The following is a 16,789-nucleotide window of genomic DNA, read 5'->3' as shown; positions in this document are numbered from 1 at the left end:
CGACCGTAAGCCCCTTGGTTCACTCGGAGAGAGTGTGGAGTTGTCCACAGAGGTGGATTTCTCCACAGAACACCAGGCCTCACTGGTTCACGACCCCGAAGGCATGGGAGGCTCTGTTCATTGCGAGCCTGAAGTCGAGGAGAGTGAATCCTTGCGGTCCGACGCCAACATCGCGGGACCGATGACCGATCCGGTCCCCGGTCCCCGTACCGAATCGATGGGGGACGATGTTTCACGTGAAACACCGCCCCCGATGGACGACACTCCCATCGGTCGTGCTGCCCAACTGGCGGTAGAGGCCCTGGGCCGCGCCGGCGAGGGCCTGCCACGACCGGAGCAGACCCGGGTCATGGTGGTCGCCAACCAGAAGGGTGGCGTGGGCAAGACGACGACGACCGTCAATCTTGCCGCTTCGCTGGCCCTGCATGGCGGCCGTGTCCTGGTGATCGACCTCGACCCACAGGGCAATGCGTCCACCGCCCTGGGAATCGACCATCACGCAGAAGTCCCATCCATCTATGACGTGTTGGTCGAGAGCAAGCCGCTCTCGGAAGTCGTTCAGCCGGTCCCTGATGTCGAGGGTCTCTTCTGCGCGCCCGCCACGATCGATCTCGCCGGTGCGGAGATCGAGCTGGTGTCCCTGGTGGCCCGCGAGAGCCGGCTACAGCGGGCCATCCAGGCTTACGAGCAGCCGCTGGACTACATCCTCATCGACTGCCCGCCCTCGCTCGGCCTCTTGACGGTCAACGCGCTGGTGGCCGGTGCAGAGGTCCTCATCCCCATCCAGTGCGAGTACTACGCGCTGGAAGGCCTGGGCCAGCTGCTGCGCAACGTCGACCTGGTACGGGGGCACCTCAACCCCGACCTGCATGTATCGACGATCCTGCTCACCATGTACGACGGCCGGACGCGTCTTGCGTCCCAGGTCGCGGACGAGGTGCGCAGCCACTTCGGTGACGAGGTGCTGCGGACCAGCATTCCCCGCTCGGTCCGTATCTCCGAGGCACCGAGCTATGGGCAGACGGTACTGACGTACGATCCCGGATCGAGCGGTGCCCTGTCCTATCTTGAGGCGGCACGAGAAATCGCGCTGAAGGGCGTCGGCGTCAACTACGAAGCGACGCACGCCCATATCGGTGCCCAGAGTGACCCGAGCATGGTGGAGGGGATCCAGTGAGCGAGCGACGGAGGGGGTTGGGCCGTGGTCTCGGCGCACTGATCCCCGCTGCCCCGACGGAGAAGGTGGTGCCTCCAACTGCAGGGGGCGCTGCCACGTCACCCGCGGCGGTACCGGTGCTGACCACCGACCGCGGAGTGGCCGCGGCGAAGGTGACATCGCTGCCGCCTGTTTCATATGAAACCGAAGAGCCGTCGGTCAATGGCGTGGCAGAGACGCCCGCGCCGCCGATCGGCGCCCACTTCGCTGAGATTCCCCTCGACGCCATCACGCCGAACCCGCGTCAGCCGCGTGAGATCTTCGACGAGGATGCGCTGCAGGAGCTTGTCACCTCTATCCAGGAGGTCGGTCTCCTCCAGCCCGTCGTCGTACGGCAGATGGGCCCCTCCCGCTACGAGCTCATCATGGGCGAGCGGCGCTGGCGGGCCTGCCGTGAGGCGGGGCTTGAGGCGATCCCGGCGATCGTGCGAGCCACGGACGACGAGAAGCTTCTCCTGGACGCCCTTCTGGAGAACCTGCACCGTGCGCAGCTGAACCCGATCGAAGAGGCGGCCGCCTACGATCAGCTGCTCAAGGACTTCAACTGCACGCACGACCAGTTGGCGGACCGCATCGGCCGGTCCCGCCCGCAGGTCTCCAACACCCTGCGTCTGCTGAAGCTCACGCCGAAGGTCCAGAACCGGGTGGCTGCCGGGGTGCTCTCCGCCGGGCATGCGCGGGCGCTTCTCTCCGTCGACGATCCGGAGGAACAGGAGCGGCTGGCCTATCGGGTCGTGGCAGAGGGTCTCTCGGTGAGGTCCGTCGAGGAGATCGTGACCTTGATGGGCTCCCGCCCGCAGAAGGCCCAGCGTGCCAAGGGGCCGCGCGCCGGTGCCCGGGTCTCCCCGGCGCTGACCGACCTCGCAGGCCGTCTCTCGGACCGCTTCGAGACGCGGGTGAAGGTCGACCTGGGTCAGAAGAAGGGAAAGATCACGGTCGAGTTCGCCTCGATAGAGGATCTTGAGCGCATCCTCGGCTCGATTGCTCCCGGCGAAGGACCCGTCCTGCAGAAGAGTCTTCTGGACGACGACGCCGAGGACTCCGAGGACTGAGCCTTCAGCCGGTGGGACGGAAGTCCCGCCCGCGATGGCCGACAGAGCGGGCCGTGTCCGGTGTGTACCGGAACACGGCCCGCTCTTTGCTTTTTGGCAGTATCGATGGAATCGCATCGTGGATACGATGCGTTCGGGTATGGCGCATCCACCCGGCAGCACCTCTCAGGGGAGGCAGAGGCCATGCGAACGGTGAGCCGCACCGGACTGGTGAGCGCGGGCTTGGGGTTGGGGGCGGTCGGCGGATTCGTCGGCAGCCTGCTCCGGGAGCGAAGCGCCCTGACGGCCGCTCGTGATGCGGCGGGAGAAGGAAGCGAGGAACAGCCTTCATGGGGCGCCGGCTCGTACCGCTCACGCTGGACAACCTTCAGGACCTTCCCAAGCGCTGTCGTACGTGTGTCTTCTGGGAGCTGGACCCAGTCAGCGGCGAAGCAGCGGTAAAGGCGGGTACACCGGCCCTGGAGAAGGAGGCCTGGATCTCTGCCGTCCTGCTGGACTGGGGATCCTGCGGCCGCGTCGTGTACGTCGACGAAGTACCCGTGGGCTTTGTGCTCTACGCTCCCCCCGCCTATGTCCCCCGAGCGACAGCGTTTCCCACGAGTCCCGTCTCACCCGACGCCGTGCAGTTGATGACCGCGTTCATCATGCCGGGCTACCAGGGGCAAGGACTGGGCCGAGTGATGGTCCAGACGGTCGCGAAGGATCTGCTGCGCCGGGGCTTCAGGGCGATCGAAGCCTTCGGGGACGCGCGTTGGTCGGAGCCTGTCTGCGTTCTGCCCGCCGATCATTTGACGGCCGTGGGCTTCAAGACGGTCCGGCCCCACCCCACCTATCCGCGTCTGCGTCTGGAACTGCGGACGACGCTCTCCTGGAAGGAAGACGTGGAGATGGCATTGGACCGGCTGCTGGGGGCGGTGCAGAAGGAGCCGGCGCTGCGGCCGCTGTAGAGACGTTTCACGTGAAACACGAATGGGCCAACCCTCAGAGGTTGGCCCATTCGTGTTTCACGTGAAACATCGACTACTCGGCGATGAAGTCCTCAAGGTCGCGGACGATCGCGGCCTTCGGCTTTGCGCCGACGATGGTCTTGGCGACCTCGCCGTTCTGGTAGACGTTCAGCGTCGGGATGGACATGACGCCGTACTTGGCGGCCGTACCCGGGTTCTCATCGATGTTCAGCTTGACGATCTCGATCTTGTCGCCGTACTCGGCGGCGATCGCCTCGAGGGACGGCGCGATCTGGCGGCACGGACCGCACCAGGCGGCCCAGAAGTCCACCAGAACGGGCTTGTCGCTCTTGAGGACGTCCTGCTCGAAAGAGTCGTCGGTTACGTGCTTGAGGGTGCCGGCCACGGCGGGCTCCTTAACTGGTTGGTGCGTGGGGCGGATGGGGGTCAGACAGAGGTCTTCTCGGGCTCGGCCTTCTCCTCGTCCGCGAGGGCGGAGAGGTAGCGCTCGGCGTCGAGAGCGGCGGAGCAGCCCGTGCCGGCCGCGGTGATCGCCTGGCGGTAGGTGTGGTCCACCACGTCACCGGCGCCGAAGACACCGGTCAGGTTGGTGCGCGTCGATGGGGCACCGACCTTCAGGTAGCCCTCCTCGTCCAGGTCGAGCTGGCCCTTGAAGAGCTCGGTGCGCGGGTCGTGGCCGATCGCGATGAAGAGGCCGGTCACCGGCAGGTCCGAGAGCTCGCCGGTCTTGACGTTGCGCAGCTTCAGGCCCGACAGCTTCTGGTCACCCTGAACCTCGGCGATCTCGCTGTCCCAGACGAACTTGATCTTCGGGTCGGCGAAGGCGCGCTCCTGCATCGCCTTGGAGGCGCGCAGGGTGTCACGGCGGTGGACGATGGTCACGGACTTGGCGAAGCGGGAGAGGAACGTGGCCTCTTCCATCGCGGTGTCGCCGCCGCCGATCACAGCGATGTCCTGGTCCTTGAAGAAGAAGCCGTCGCAGGTGGCACACCAGGAGACGCCACGTCCGGAGAGCGCGTCCTCGTTCGGCAGGCCCAGCTTGCGGTGCTGCGAGCCGGTGGCGACGATCACGGCCTTCGCTTGGTGGACCGTGCCTGCGGTGTCCGTGACGGTCTTGATCTCACCGGCCAGGTCGACGGCCACCACGTCGTCCGGGACAAGCTCAGCACCGAAACGCTCGGCCTGGGCGCGCATGTTGTCCATGAGCTCGGGGCCCATGATGCCGTCCTGGAAGCCCGGGAAGTTCTCCACGTCGGTGGTGTTCATCAAGGCGCCACCCGCGGTGACGGCGCCCTCGAACACCAGCGGCTTCAGCGACGCGCGTGCGGTGTACAACGCCGCCGTGTAGCCGGCGGGCCCTGAGCCGATGATGATCACGTTACGGACGTCGCTCACGACTTGATTCCTCGTCTCTGGACTGCGTCAGTACGGCCGGTGGAGCCCTCTCGGAACTCTCACCCCACCCAACGGATCCTAAGGGGCGTGCATTCCCGGTGTGTCCGGGCACACGAAGAGGGAAACACCGTACGGGATACCACGTAGGACGAAGACGAAGCGTCCGGGCTCAGGAACGCGTGTAGGAGTGCTTCAGCAGAACCTTGGCCGCGTCGGACGACGGGTGCGCGACACAGGTGGCATCCATGACGTAGGCAATGACCCGGGTGGCATCGGAGGGGTCGGGGAGCACCACCAGCATGGCGTCCGTCCCCTGGTAGGTGCCTTCCTGGGTTGCGATGGCCATGTCGTTGGTGTCGATGCCCTGCTGGATGCACGGCGGGACTGTGGGCTGCTTGAAGACCCGAGGGCCGTCGCTGTTGGGAACCGCGTCCGCACCCAGACTGTTCGGATCCCGTGAGCCGTCCCCGGAGCCCTGGCTCTTGGAGACCAGATCGGCGACCTGGTTCTCCAGCTTCCCCTCGGAAAAGGTGTCCGCGGCATTGGCCCCATTGCCGGACGGGTTGCCGTCGTTCAGCGATGTCAGCAACACGGAACCGAATCCCAGAGCCGCCACTGCGAACACGGCGCCAAGAACAGTGGCCTTGCGGCGCCCGCCTCGCTTGCGCTCCTTGCGGCCCGGACCGGTGGTCGTCGTACGGGCGTGTCCTGCGGGGCGGTCTGCCGATGCCGATGTTTCACGTGAAACATGAGCGTGGTCGTCGAGCGCCGGAGCGTCGATGGGCGCCGGGGCAGTCACGGCACCGGGCGCGGTGGCATGGAGGAGGGCCTCAGCGGCGAGGGCGGCATTGATACGGCCGGCGACGTCGTCGGGCATCCGCTGTGCTTCCGGCAGCGTCCCGAGCAGACCCCGGATCTCTTCGAGTGATGCATGGACGTCCGCGCAGAGCTCGCACTCGTCCAGATGCCGCCGTACGTCTGCGGTCCGGGACGGCGGGAGCAGTCCCTCGGTGAGGTCGGAGATCTCGGCGACGTCCGGGTGCCCGGCCGTGTCTGTCGTGGATGTCACGCTCGCCCACCTCCGCCCTTCACAGCAGCTGAATCACTGGGTCCTGTCTCGCGTGAACCGGGGTCATGCGGTTCCGCTGCCGGTGGGACGGATGTCCCGTGCGGCCGGTTCCGTCCACGGCCGGGTTCTCTGTCGTCGTTGGCGTTTTCCGGCCTCAGATGGGTGAGAAGGGGGAGGAGTCTCGCTCTGCCCCGGGCACAGCGGCTCTTCACTGTGCCGGTCGGTACATCGAGGACGCGGGCCGCTTCGGCGACCGGGTAGCCCTGCATGTCCACCAGAACGAGGGCCGCGCGCTGATCGGGCGGAAGCGTACCGAGCGCTTCGAGGAGCTGGCGGTGGAGATCATTGCGCTCTGCGGGGGCCGAGGCCGACTCATGCGGCTCCAGCAGTTGCTCCAGGCGCTCGGTGTCATCGACGGGAGAGGTCTTGCGCGAGGCTGCCTTGCGGGCGCGGTCGAGGCAGGCGTTCACCGTGATGCGATGGAGCCACGTCGTGACGGCCGACTGGCCGCGGAAGGTATGGGCGGCCCGGTATGCGGAGACGAGGGCGTCCTGCACCGCGTCAGCGGCCTCCTCGCGGTCGCCCAGCGTCCGCAGGGCCACGGCCCAGAGCCGGTCACGGTGGCGCCGTACGATCTCGCCGAAGGCGTCGGGGTCGCCGTCCACATGGCGAGCGAGGAGGTCCTGATCGCTTGCGTCGCCGTATGCGGTGGCATCTGCCATCGGACCTCCTCCCCTGGGATGCGGCGAGCCGTCAGCCGTTGAACTTCACATCGGTGATGGCCTGCTTGTAGCCGGGCTGGCTGTAGTTGGCGGAATCCTCTCCCGAATAGGGCATCGCTGTCAGCCAGACCAGCACGTAGCGGCTCTTCACCGGCTTGTCGACCGTCACCTTCGCGGAGGTGCTGTTCGTGGTGACGTCGCCCAGCTCCTTCATCGAGCTCAGCGGCGTGGAGGAATCCAGTGAGTCGGTCGCGTACAGCTTGACGGTGGTGTGCGGGCCGCCGTAGCGGAGGGAGAGCGACGCCGTCGACACCTCCTGGGCGGAGCCGAGGTCGTAGACGATGCCGACACCGGGCTTGATCACTATCTCCGGGCCGTCGTTGTAGCTGTTGGTCCGCCACCCCGTCGAGGAGCTGTCGTCGTACGTCAGGTCCACGTCGCCGGGATGTTGGGCATCGCCTCCGGCCACGTACTCCTCGGCGCCCTTGATGCCGATCGACTCGACCGGCTTGCCCTGGTCGCCGTTCTTGTCGTTGTCGTCCGGCGTCTGCGTCTGGTTGGTGTCGTCCGACTTGTTGCCCTGGTCCATGAGCGCATCGGCGAGCTGCCAGCTGCCCAGTCCCAGCGCCGCGATCAGGAGCGCCGAGACGGCCCACTTCAGAACCTTGCCTGTGCGGCTCTGCAGCGGTGGCGGTGGCGCCTGCACCGGCTGGGGGACTCCGGGGCGCGGTGCCTGACGGCCGTACGTGCCCTGCTGGTACGTCGTGCGCTGGTACTCGGGCGGGGCGGTGAACGTCGGCTCGGGCGGGCGGATGCGGGGCATCTCGCCGATCGCCTTCACCAGCTCCTCCGGCGTGGTGCACGGGGACTCGTGACGCGAAGCGGTCGCGCCATCATTGGCGAGCGCGCGCATGGCGAGCTCGGACAGACCGCGGTGGACGCCGGCGCGCACCTGGTCGGGGGCGATCAGACCGACGTCCTTGGGCAGCCCGGACAGGCCGTAGGCATCGCTCTCGTACGGCCAGCGCTGGGTGAGCGCCGCATACAGCAGGGCGCCGATGGACTCGGTGTCCGTGCGCTGCGGGGTGTCCGAACTGATGCCGCGCAGCGCGGCGTTCACGGCAAGGCCGCGGATCCGCCACTGACCGGAAGACGTGCGCAGGACCGCGTTGGGGTTGAGACGCAGATGGGCGAGACCCTCGCGGTGCGCGGCGGCCATCGCGGCGGCCACATGGCTGGCCATCTGGTACGCGTCGTGCGGTTCCAGCGGCCCGGGGGCGAGCAGCGAGGTCAACTCGACGGCGTCGGGCAGCCATTCGTGGACGACGTAGACGAGGTCGTTCTCCTCGACGGCATCGAGGACCTGGACGAACCGGGGATCACCGAGCAGTGCCGAGGAGCGGGCCGCCGCGAGGACGGAACGCGCCCGTGTGTGATCCGCGGGCAGGATGTGGACGCCGACAGCGCGACGGAGTTTCTCGTCCACCGCCCGCCAGCTGCTGAATCCGTCCAGACGGGTGACGCACTCCTCGAGGCGGTAGCGTCTGGCGAGCTTGTGACCGCTGTGCAGCTCGGGCGGTGAGGCCTTTTCGGGACGCTCGGTCCCGCCGCTCCCCTGTGCCTCGTCGGTGTCCGTGTCCAGCTCCCGATTCTTGACCACCCCGTCGGCCGTGGACTGGTCCGCCTGTGCGGTCAGCGGCTCATCGCCGCTGTTGTCTGCCACGTCGACGGCAGCCGTGCTCCGTTCTGCCACCGTCGTTCCTGCCTCCCCATTCATCGCGCGCCGTTCGACTTCCGTGCGCGCAGTCCGACGCCGAAACCAATTGTGCCCACAGTCCGCCGCTATGCACGACACACGGTGGCGGTCGATGGTTGTGCGCGTACCCCCGACCTAGCGCCCCAGACGCCCGCGGACCATGCCGACGAGCGAATTCAGCTCCTCGATGCGCATGCGACGGGCGGCGAAGTAGAAGACCCCGAGCAGTACGGCTCCGCCGGCGAGGATGGCGGCGAAGGAGCCGGTTACGCCCTGGCCGAGGGTCTGGGTGATCCCATAGCAGGCCGCACCGCTGAGCAGTGCCGCCGGCACCGAGGCGATGCCGAGTCTCGCGTACGTGCGCATCACGCGGGTCCCGTCCAGGTCGCCGCTCAGCTTCTTGCGCAGCCGACTCCAGGCGACCCCGACGCCGATCGCGTAGGCCAGGCCGTACGAGGCGGCCATGCCGACCACCGCCCAGCGGGGCGGAAGGACGATGTAACAGATGACGGATGCGATGGCGTTGCCCGCCGCCACGATCACCGTGTTGTAGAAGGGGGTTCGGGTGTCCTCATAGGCGTAGAAGGCGCGCAGGACGACGTACTGCACGGAGTACGGGATCAGGCCGAGACCGAACGCCATCAGCATGAAGCCCATGTTCGTGGCCTCGCTCTTGCCCGAGGAGCCGAACATCAGCGTGCACAAGGGGATGCCGAGTGCGACGAAGCCGAACGCGAGCGGCACGATCGCCACTGCCGTCGTGCGCAGGCCTTGGGAGATGTCGTCACGGACGGCGCCCGTGTCCTCCTCGGCGGCCGAGCGGGAGATGCGTGGCAGCAGGGCGGCCATCAGGGAGACGGTGATGATGGCCTGGGGAAGGCCCCAGATGAGCTGGGCGTTGGCATACGCGCTGAAACCGGTGCCAGGGACGCCGGAATCCGTGATGGCCGCTGTGGCCAGCTGAGTGACGACGAGGGCGCCCGCCTGGTTGGCGAGGACGAAAAGGATCGTCCACTTGGCGAGCATCGCCGCTTTGCCGAGACCGTGGCCCCTCCAGTCGAAGCGGAGCCGCGGCCTGAACCCGGTCTCGCGCAGGTACGGGATCATCGCGAGGGCCTGTACGACGAGGCCGAGGAGGACACCGACACCGAGCAGCCGGACGCCTTCCGGTGGAATGTTCGTGACCTTCATTCCGGAGTGCTCAGCGGTGCCGTACACCCACAGGAACGCCCCGAGCGTCACGATGATGACGATGTTGTTCAGGACCGGTGTCCACATCATCGCGCCGAAGCGGCCCCGGGCGTTGAGGATCTGTCCCATCACCACGTGGATGCCCATGAAGAAGATCGAGGGCAGGAAATACCGGGTGAAGGTGACAGCGGTCTCGTTGGCCGCGGGGTCGTTGGCCAGGGGGGTCGACAGCGCCCGGACCAGGAGCGGAGCGGCGAACATGGCTAGCGCGGTGAGCGTGCCCAGGATGAGCATGACGAGGGTCAGTAGACGGTTGGCGAACGCCTCACCGCCGTCTTCGTCCTCCTTCATGGCACGGACGAGCTGGGGCACGAACACTGAGTTCAGGCCGCCGCCGACGGTCAGGATGTAGATCATCGTGGGTAGCTGGTAAGCCACCTGGAAGGACTCGCCCAGCAGGCCGAGGCCCAGCGCCGAGACGATCATCGCGGAGCGTACGAAGCCCGTCAGGCGGGAGACCATCGTGCCCGCCGCCATCACGGCGCTCGACTTCAGCAGGCCGGTCGCCCGGCCGCCCTTCTTGGTCGCTGCCGGGGCGGGCGCGGGTGCGGGTGCTTCGTCCGTAAGAGGAGGAGGCGGCGTCGCCGCGGGGTACTGGCCGTACTGTCCGTACTGGCCCGGCGCCGGGGACGGGCCGGGTACCGACGGGGACTCGTACTGCGGATGACCGCTGCCCTGCTGCTGGTCCCGGAAGAGATGCGCGAAGGCGTCGGGCTCGTGGCGCTCCTCGGAGGAGTGGGTGACGAGGTCGTCGACGCCCACGTACTGGGTGGTGCGGGGGTCGTCGCCGTACGGGAGGTACTGGGTCGCGCCGTCCGGCTCGGGGGCCGGGGTCTGGGCCCACACGTGCGGGTCGGGGGCGTACGGCGACTGCGGTGGCTGGGCGTAGAGCTGCTGAGGCGGCGGGTACGTGCCCGGGGGCGGCGGCGGGTGGGCCGCACGGTCGTAGAGAGCCTCGGCGACCGGGTCCTGGGCCGAGAGGTCCTGTGCCCGGTAGGGGTCCTGGTCGTAGGCGTCCTGGAGGTACATGTCCGCGGGAGGCTGCGGCGGTACCTGGCCGTGCTCGGGCGGCAGGCCCTCGGGATGGCCCGAGCTGCCCGCGGCCTGGCCGCCGTCACCGTCGTACGGCGCGTTCATGGTTACCCCACCTCATCGTCCCGGGCCGACCGGCCACGACATCCTCAACGGTCCACTCTCTCACCCGTGCCGGACGGGTCTGCGTTTTCCGCTGGGGTGTCCGGTGTCGGGTCACTCGGCTGCTCCGGGTCGCCTGCCCGGGGCCGGGTGCCGGACTCCTTGTTGAGACGGTCTTCGGGGTCCTCGGGGTTCTGCGGGCCGTCCTCGACCTCGCCGGCCTCGTCGGGGCCGTCCCCGTCGGCCTCGCGGGCGGCGGCGCGCTTGCGCTGGGTGTACATCCGGAAGCCGGCCAGGACGAGCAGGAGGACACCGCCGCCGATGACCAGCATCACGGTGGCCGTGATTTCGGTGACCTTCACGTCGAAGGTGACCTGACGGCCGTACGCCTGGCCGTCCTGCGTGTACAGCTGGGCGATCACCGTGGCCCGGCCGTTTGCCTTGGCCGAGGTGGTGAACTTCACCGTCTGGCTGTGCCCGCCGGAGACCGTGACGGGCTGTTCCTCGTAGGCGGCGCCGCCGATCTGGAGCCGGTTCGGGCTGGTCGAGGTGAGGCGCAGAACCAGGTGCTCAACGCCCTGCACCAGGTTGTTCTGCACCGTCACGGGGATGGTGGCACTGCGTCCGGAAAGCTTGGTCTCGGACTTCTCGATCAGCGTGACCTGGCTGATGAGTGACTTGAGATAGGACTCCACGTCGGTCCTGAAGCTCTCCGCCGTGTCGGCCCGGCCACGCCACGACGTGGACATCTCGCGGTTCATCGCCCGCCCGAAGGGGGTCACCACACGGGACTGGTCGGAGAGGATCACCTTGAACTTGTCCAGCTTGTTCTGCGTGGACGCGATCTGCTCGAAGGCCGACCGGGGCAGCTCCTGCTTGCGCAGCGACGAGGGGTAGGCGGAACTGGAGGGCACCTCCGTGGTGGCGCTCTCGTCCGGCTCGGCGGCCGCGGTCGCCGTGAGCTCCTGGGACTCGGACCAGGAGCCGCCCTGGAGCGCGGTCACCGCCTCGGCCATCGCCTGGGCCTGTCGGCCGGTCGGCATGCGCTGCGGGGCGACGACGATGCTGCGCTCGTTGTTCGTCTGGAGGTTCAGCGTGAGGCTCTGGGCGAGGAACTTCTGTACGGCGAGCGTGGAGGCCGACGCCTTCGTCAGGTCGCCCTGGAAGGCCGTCGACAGCCGTGCGTCCGCGACCACCGCCGTTGTGCCACCGCCGATCGGGCGCGCCGCTGAGGGCGTGTACGGCAGACCGCCCGTCTCCTCCAGGCTGTCACTGCGCGCGATCACCTTGTCGGCGCCGGCCGAGGTGGCGACCTTGACGATCGACGGGTCGACGGCGCCGTCCACGGGCCAGGCGAAGTCCGTGGTCGGTTCCACGTGGAGGATCGTCTCCACCGTGTTGGCGACGACGTCGGTGGCTTCCTTGAGGTGGCTCAGCGAGCCGGTGACGCTGGTGCCGTTGTGGGCGATGGAGGCCAGGTCGGGGTCGGCGAAGGGCAGGGCGACGACCTCCTTGTCGGCCACCGCCTCCTGAAGCGAGGCGAGCCACTTCTTCGCCACCGCCTGACGGTTGCCGGCAGTGGTGGTGCCGTCGTCGTTCTTCACTCGGTAGCCGCGCGTCATCGCGTCGACCGAGGCCAGCAGGTCCGGGTCGATCACCCAGGTGACGTCGAGGGTCTTGCCGAGCGACAGCAGCTGGTCCAGCCGGCCCCCGGGGGAGATCTCCTTGGCGAGGTCGTCGTTCAGGAAGACCGGGGTCTGCTGCTCGTTCGATCCCGTCTCCGCCGTCATGTGGACCGTGGAGACGAGCGGCCACAGGACGGTCGTCTTCGTCCTGGTGTCGGCCTCACCGGGCTGCCAGGGCAGGAACGTCCGCTGGATGCCGAGCACCTGGTCCCACGGCTGCGCGGAGGTCTCGCCGGAGAGCGAGACGGCGAACTGGTAGACCCCGTCGGGGCCGAGGTCCAGCTTGTCGACGGGCACGGCGATGCTGAAGCGCTCGGACACGCCCGGCGTGAGCTTCGAGAACTCCTGGACGTAGTCGTCGACCACCGAACCGTCGACGCCCTCCTGGTAGCCGGTGCGCTGGGCGGCGGTGTCGATGGCGGAGCGGGTGGTCAGCCGGGGGCCCAGACGTAGATCCACCTCGGCGTCGGTGACGGCCTGCTTGCCGTTGTTGGTCACGGTGCCGGACACCGTCAGGGTGTCGCCCTCGACGGGGGCGTCGGGGCTGAGGGAGTCGAGGGCGATGGCCACCGTGCTCGAGCCCGACGCGGCCTTCGCGGAGGTCTGTCCGGCGGCGTCCGCGGGCATGGCGGCAGGCAGCTGTAGCAGCCCGGCCAGCAGGGGCGCCCCGGCGAGCACTGCTCCCGTGCGCCGCAGCCACCGGCGGGCAGGTGAGGGACTGGTCCCCTGGAAGTCTGCCGCCTCGGCCACGCGCTCGTCCGTCCCTCGTCGTCGTCAGTGGTCGTCGGAATGTCCGCCCACGCATGGTAACGATGCGCGCTGAGGGGAAGTGCCGCGGACCGCTCCACAAGATCGGGGGACGCCGCCGGGCTGTCCTGTATATGCCCGTATAAAGAGGAGCGTCTCCGTACGCCGCCAGGACAGATCTTGTGCGGGTATCAGGGAGGCGAGGTGCCAGTGACTTCTGGGCGAGGCGCCGGTGCCCTCCTGACGTAGCCCTCCTTAATGGGGGCGCTCGGGGGTGCCCGCGCCACGTACCCTCTTCTGTTGTGCCGAACGCCAACGAAGACAACCTCAGTGCCCTGAGTCAGGTGCAGCACCGCGCGGTCAGTGAACTGCTGCGGGTCGCTCCTGTCGCCGACGACCTCGCCCGCCGCTTCCAGGAGGCCGGGTTCTCACTCGCCCTGGTCGGCGGATCGGTCAGGGACGCGTTGCTCGGCCGACTCGGCAATGACCTCGACTTCACGACCGATGCCCGACCCGAGGACGTACTGAAGATCGTCCGACCGTGGGCGGACGCCGTGTGGGAGGTCGGAATCGCCTTCGGGACCGTCGGGGTGCAGAAGGATGCCCGCGTCGGAGACGTTGATCGACGCTTTCAGATCGAGGTGACCACCTACCGGTCCGAGGCGTACGACCGAACTTCACGCAAGCCCGAGGTGTCGTACGGCGACTCCATCGAGGAGGACCTCGTCCGGCGTGACTTCACGGTGAACGCGATGGCGGTGGCGCTCCCGGAGAAGGAGTTCATCGATCCGCACGGCGGTCTCGAGGACCTCGCGGAGCGTGTGCTGCGGACCCCGGGCACCCCTGAGGAGTCCTTCTCGGACGATCCGCTGCGGATGATGCGGGCCGCGCGCTTCGCCGCGCAGCTCGACTTCGAGGTGGCTCCCGAGGTCGTCACGGCGATGAAGGAAATGGCGGAGCGCATCGACATCGTCTCGGCCGAGCGGGTCAGGGACGAGCTGAACAAGCTGATCCTGTCCGCGCACCCTCGCAAGGGGCTGACGCTGCTCGTCGACACCGGGCTCGCCGACCGTGTGCTCCCCGAGCTTCCGGCACTCCGCCTGGAGCGCGACGAGCATCACCGGCACAAGGACGTCTACGACCACACGCTGATCGTTCTGGAGCAGGCGATCGACCTCGAGGAGGACGGCCCTGACCTCATCCTCCGCCTCGCTGCGCTCCTGCACGACATCGGCAAGCCGCGCACCCGTCGCTTCGAAGAGGACGGTCGGGTCTCCTTCCACCACCACGAAGTGGTCGGCGCGAAGATGACCAAGAAGCGAATGACGGCGCTGAAGTACTCCAACGAGCTCGTGAAGGACGTCTCCCGCCTGGTCGAGCTCCACCTGCGTTTCCACGGTTACGGCACCGGAGAGTGGACGGACTCCGCGGTCCGCCGCTACGTCCGTGACGCCGGCCCACTCCTCGACCGCCTCCACAAACTGACCCGCTCGGACTGCACGACACGCAACAAGCGCAAGGCGACCGCACTCGCGAATGCCTATGACGGCCTGGAAGAGTGGATCGCCCAACTCCAGGAGCAGGAAGAGCTGGACGCGATCCGTCCCGACCTCGACGGAAACCAGATCATGGAAATCCTGGGCGTCGGACCGGGGCCGGTCATCGGACGTGCGTACACGCACATGCTGGAACTTCGCCTGGAGAACGGGCCGATGGAGTATGACGCGGCGGTGGCGGCGCTCAAGGAGTGGTGGGCCGAGCAGGGCTGAGCCTGAAGAAGGGGCGGGGACATGTTTCACGTGAAACATGTCCCCGCCCCGTTCTGGAGGTGCCCCCAGGCGATGTTTCACGTGAAACATCGCCTCTGTGTTTGTCGGGCTCGCGCTACTTGACGGACTTCAGGCAGAGGACGACATCGTGGCTGTCGCCCACCTGGTAGTACGCGATCTCGGCTTCCTTGACGGCATCGCACTTGCTGCCGTCGCTGGTGTTGTCGAACTTCTCGACGACCGTGTACTGAGCCTCACCGGACGAGCAGTCGACCGTCGCCAGGTCCGGCTCTGACTGGCTGCCCTTGTTGTGCAGGCAGCTACCCACGGACGTGGTCTCGGCGTCGGTCTTCCCCATCTGCCACTTGACCAAGGCGATGACTATCGCGAGGACGATGACCCCGACGATGCGCAGCAGCTTCTTGCTGAAGCGCCGGGGAGGAGTGGCCGGCGGAACCGGCGGGTACGGAGTGCCGCCCTGCGGGGGGAAGCCTGGCTGGCCCTGGGCGTAGGGGGCTCCGCCCTGGGGCGGGTACGGAGCCTGGCCCTGGGGCTGGGCGTAAGGGTTCTGGCCCTGTGCGAATGGGTTCTGGCCCTGAGGCGGCGGAGTTGTCACTGAGGTCCCCCCTGGAACTGGATACGTGACGCGAACATGGCGCGAATAAGACGGACGTAAGTTACCGGTCCCCACTGACAGCTCTGTAGTCAGGAGTGGCTCTGTGTCATTGATGTGACACTTACTGCCGTTCAAGCCGGTACATAGTGGAAGCAACTGCCCCGTAGATAACGGCGACCGTGACCACCAGCGGCGCCGACCGACCGTCCGGGGGCAGCATCGCGGCGGCGACAGCGGCGGCGCCGACGAACGCGGCGTTGAACAGGACGTCGTAGACCGAAAAGACTCGGCCACGGAAGCCGTCGTCGACCGAGGACTGGACGATGGTGTCCGTGGCGATCTTCGCGCCCTGGGTGGTGAGGCCCAGGACGAATGCCGCGACCAGCATGGGTGTTGTGGCGAACGGCAGGCCCAGAGCGAGCTCCAGGACCGCGGCCGCCGCCGCGCACACGACGATCCAGCGGCCGGGGCCGAGACGGCCCGCCGCCCAGGGAGTCAGTACCGCCGCGGCGAAGAAGCCGGCGGCGGAAATGGCCAACGCCAGGCCCAGCAGGGCGAGTCCGTCCTCCGAGGTGGAGGTGAAGGCGTACCGGCAGAGCATCAGCACCATGACCGTCAGGGCGCCGTAGCAGAACCGCATCATCGTCATCGCACACAGGGCCCACGTCGCCTCCCGGCGCTTCGGCGCGGCGAGATGACGTACGGCCGCCGCCAGATCGCGTGCGGTGCCGGAGAGCGCCGTTGCGAGGCGGGGCTGCACCAACTCTCGGTCGGGGCCCAGCAGGTCCCGGGAGATCCGCAGCGAGGCCAGCCCGGCGCACAGGTACAGCACGGCGCCCAGCAGCACCACCGCCGCGTCGGAGTCCGCGAACAGGAGCCGTACGAGGAAGGCGAGGCCGCCGCCGGCGGTCGCTGCGAGCGTTCCGGCGGTCGGGGACAGGGAGTTGGCGATCACCAGTCGGTCGGTGTCGACCACGCGGGGCAGTGCGGCGGACAGGCCCGCGAGGACGAAGCGGTTGACGGCGGTGACGCACAGGGCGGAGACGTAGAAGAGCCAGTCCGGGACGTGGCTGATCATCAGGGCTGCCGTCGCGGTCGCGAGCAGGGCGCGCAGCAGGCTGCAGTACAGCAGAACCTGACGGCGGCGCCAGCGGTCCAGCAGGACGCCGGCGAAGGGGCCGACCAGGGAGTACGGCAGGAGCAGGACCGCCATCGCGGAGGCGATCGCGGTGGCCGAAGTCTGTTTCTCCGGAGAGAAGACGACGTAGGAGGCGAGTGCGACCTGGTACACGCCGTCGGCTCCCTGGGAGAGCAGGCGTACGGCGAGCAGGCGTCGGAAGCCCTGGAAGCGCAGGAGGACGCGCAGGTCACGGACGACGGCCATGGGGCACAGCCTCACATACGGGGAG

13 protein-coding genes are annotated in these 16,789 nt (G+C 68.0%); 4 read left to right on the top strand and 9 right to left on the bottom strand.

Annotation, left to right across the window (positions count from 1 at the left end; genetic code table 11):
* Window positions 1–103 precede the first annotated feature (103 nt).
* From ACIHFB_RS21345 to ACIHFB_RS21335, 3 genes are all read left to right on the top strand, one after another.
* Window positions 104–1,177, top strand: coding sequence for a ParA family protein (locus ACIHFB_RS21345; RefSeq protein WP_365273362.1), 1,074 nt, complete (start codon window positions 104–106; stop codon window positions 1,175–1,177).
* Window positions 1,174–2,268, top strand: coding sequence for a ParB/RepB/Spo0J family partition protein (locus ACIHFB_RS21340; RefSeq protein ID WP_365271679.1), 1,095 nt, complete (start codon window positions 1,174–1,176; stop codon window positions 2,266–2,268). Before ACIHFB_RS21345 ends, ACIHFB_RS21340 begins: the two co-directional genes overlap by 4 nt.
* Before the next feature lie 329 nt (window positions 2,269–2,597).
* A complete protein-coding gene (locus ACIHFB_RS21335) occupies window positions 2,598–3,215 on the top strand; it encodes a GNAT family N-acetyltransferase (RefSeq protein ID WP_365271676.1) in 618 nt (205 codons plus the stop codon).
* Window positions 3,216–3,288: 73 nt separating this feature from the next.
* Here the strand turns inward: ACIHFB_RS21335 and trxA are convergent, their stop codons facing one another.
* The 7 genes from trxA to ACIHFB_RS21300 form a co-directional block, all read right to left on the bottom strand.
* Complete coding sequence (gene trxA / locus ACIHFB_RS21330) at window positions 3,289–3,621, bottom strand: thioredoxin (protein ID WP_123998972.1); 333 nt, start codon at window positions 3,619–3,621, stop codon at window positions 3,289–3,291.
* Window positions 3,622–3,662: 41 nt separating this feature from the next.
* Window positions 3,663–4,631, bottom strand: a complete 969-nt coding sequence (gene trxB / locus ACIHFB_RS21325; protein WP_365271672.1) for a thioredoxin-disulfide reductase — start codon at window positions 4,629–4,631, stop codon at window positions 3,663–3,665.
* A gap of 169 nt (window positions 4,632–4,800) precedes the next feature.
* On the bottom strand, window positions 4,801–5,700 hold the full coding sequence (locus tag ACIHFB_RS21320; RefSeq protein ID WP_400127615.1) for an anti-sigma factor family protein: 900 nt from the start codon (window positions 5,698–5,700) through the stop codon (window positions 4,801–4,803).
* On the bottom strand, window positions 5,697–6,422 hold the full coding sequence (sigM, locus tag ACIHFB_RS21315) for an RNA polymerase sigma factor SigM (protein ID WP_400127613.1): 726 nt from the start codon (window positions 6,420–6,422) through the stop codon (window positions 5,697–5,699). Before sigM ends, ACIHFB_RS21320 begins: the two co-directional genes overlap by 4 nt.
* A 31-nt stretch (window positions 6,423–6,453) precedes the next feature.
* The gene (locus ACIHFB_RS21310; protein WP_365271663.1) at window positions 6,454–8,175 is read right to left on the bottom strand and encodes a protein kinase family protein; all 1,722 of its coding nucleotides are present in this window, start codon (window positions 8,173–8,175) and stop codon (window positions 6,454–6,456) included.
* A gap of 138 nt (window positions 8,176–8,313) precedes the next feature.
* Complete coding sequence (murJ, locus tag ACIHFB_RS21305; RefSeq protein WP_400127612.1) at window positions 8,314–10,566, bottom strand: murein biosynthesis integral membrane protein MurJ; 2,253 nt, start codon at window positions 10,564–10,566, stop codon at window positions 8,314–8,316.
* 44 nt (window positions 10,567–10,610) lie between these two features.
* On the bottom strand, window positions 10,611–12,998 hold the full coding sequence (locus tag ACIHFB_RS21300) for a DUF6049 family protein (protein WP_400127611.1): 2,388 nt from the start codon (window positions 12,996–12,998) through the stop codon (window positions 10,611–10,613).
* A 299-nt stretch (window positions 12,999–13,297) separates the two neighbouring features.
* Between ACIHFB_RS21300 and ACIHFB_RS21295 the strand changes: the two genes are divergently transcribed.
* Complete coding sequence (locus ACIHFB_RS21295) at window positions 13,298–14,764, top strand: CCA tRNA nucleotidyltransferase (RefSeq protein WP_400127610.1); 1,467 nt, start codon at window positions 13,298–13,300, stop codon at window positions 14,762–14,764.
* Between the two features lie 115 nt (window positions 14,765–14,879).
* On the opposite strand, the gene ACIHFB_RS21290 is transcribed toward ACIHFB_RS21295, so the two are convergent.
* Together ACIHFB_RS21290 and ACIHFB_RS21285 are read right to left on the bottom strand one after the other, a co-directional pair.
* A complete protein-coding gene (locus ACIHFB_RS21290; protein ID WP_400127609.1) occupies window positions 14,880–15,380 on the bottom strand; it encodes a hypothetical protein in 501 nt (166 codons plus the stop codon).
* A 121-nt stretch (window positions 15,381–15,501) separates the two neighbouring features.
* Window positions 15,502–16,764: an MFS transporter gene (locus ACIHFB_RS21285; RefSeq protein ID WP_400127608.1), complete on the bottom strand. Its 1,263-nt coding sequence runs from the start codon at window positions 16,762–16,764 to the stop codon at window positions 15,502–15,504.
* Window positions 16,765–16,789: the final 25 nt, after the last annotated feature.

The organism is Streptomyces sp. NPDC051963, assembly GCF_044593495.1.
Taxonomy (GTDB): domain Bacteria; phylum Actinomycetota; class Actinomycetes; order Streptomycetales; family Streptomycetaceae; genus Streptomyces.
Note: the sequence above shows the minus strand (reverse complement) of the source record. Positions and strands in the feature narration are given on the sequence as shown.

What these genes read in the sequence shown, in the direction of transcription:
- ACIHFB_RS21345 (WP_365273362.1), top strand. Translation starts at nt 104, where the DNA reads ATGGGAGGCTCTGTTCATTGCGAGCCTGAAGTCGAGGAGAGTGAATCC.
- murJ (WP_400127612.1), bottom strand. Translation starts at nt 10,566, where the DNA reads ATGAACGCGCCGTACGACGGTGACGGCGGCCAGGCCGCGGGCAGCTCG.
- ACIHFB_RS21285 (WP_400127608.1), bottom strand. Translation starts at nt 16,764, where the DNA reads ATGGCCGTCGTCCGTGACCTGCGCGTCCTCCTGCGCTTCCAGGGCTTC.
- ACIHFB_RS21335 (WP_365271676.1), top strand. Translation starts at nt 2,598, where the DNA reads ATGGGGCGCCGGCTCGTACCGCTCACGCTGGACAACCTTCAGGACCTT.
- sigM (WP_400127613.1), bottom strand. Translation starts at nt 6,422, where the DNA reads ATGGCAGATGCCACCGCATACGGCGACGCAAGCGATCAGGACCTCCTC.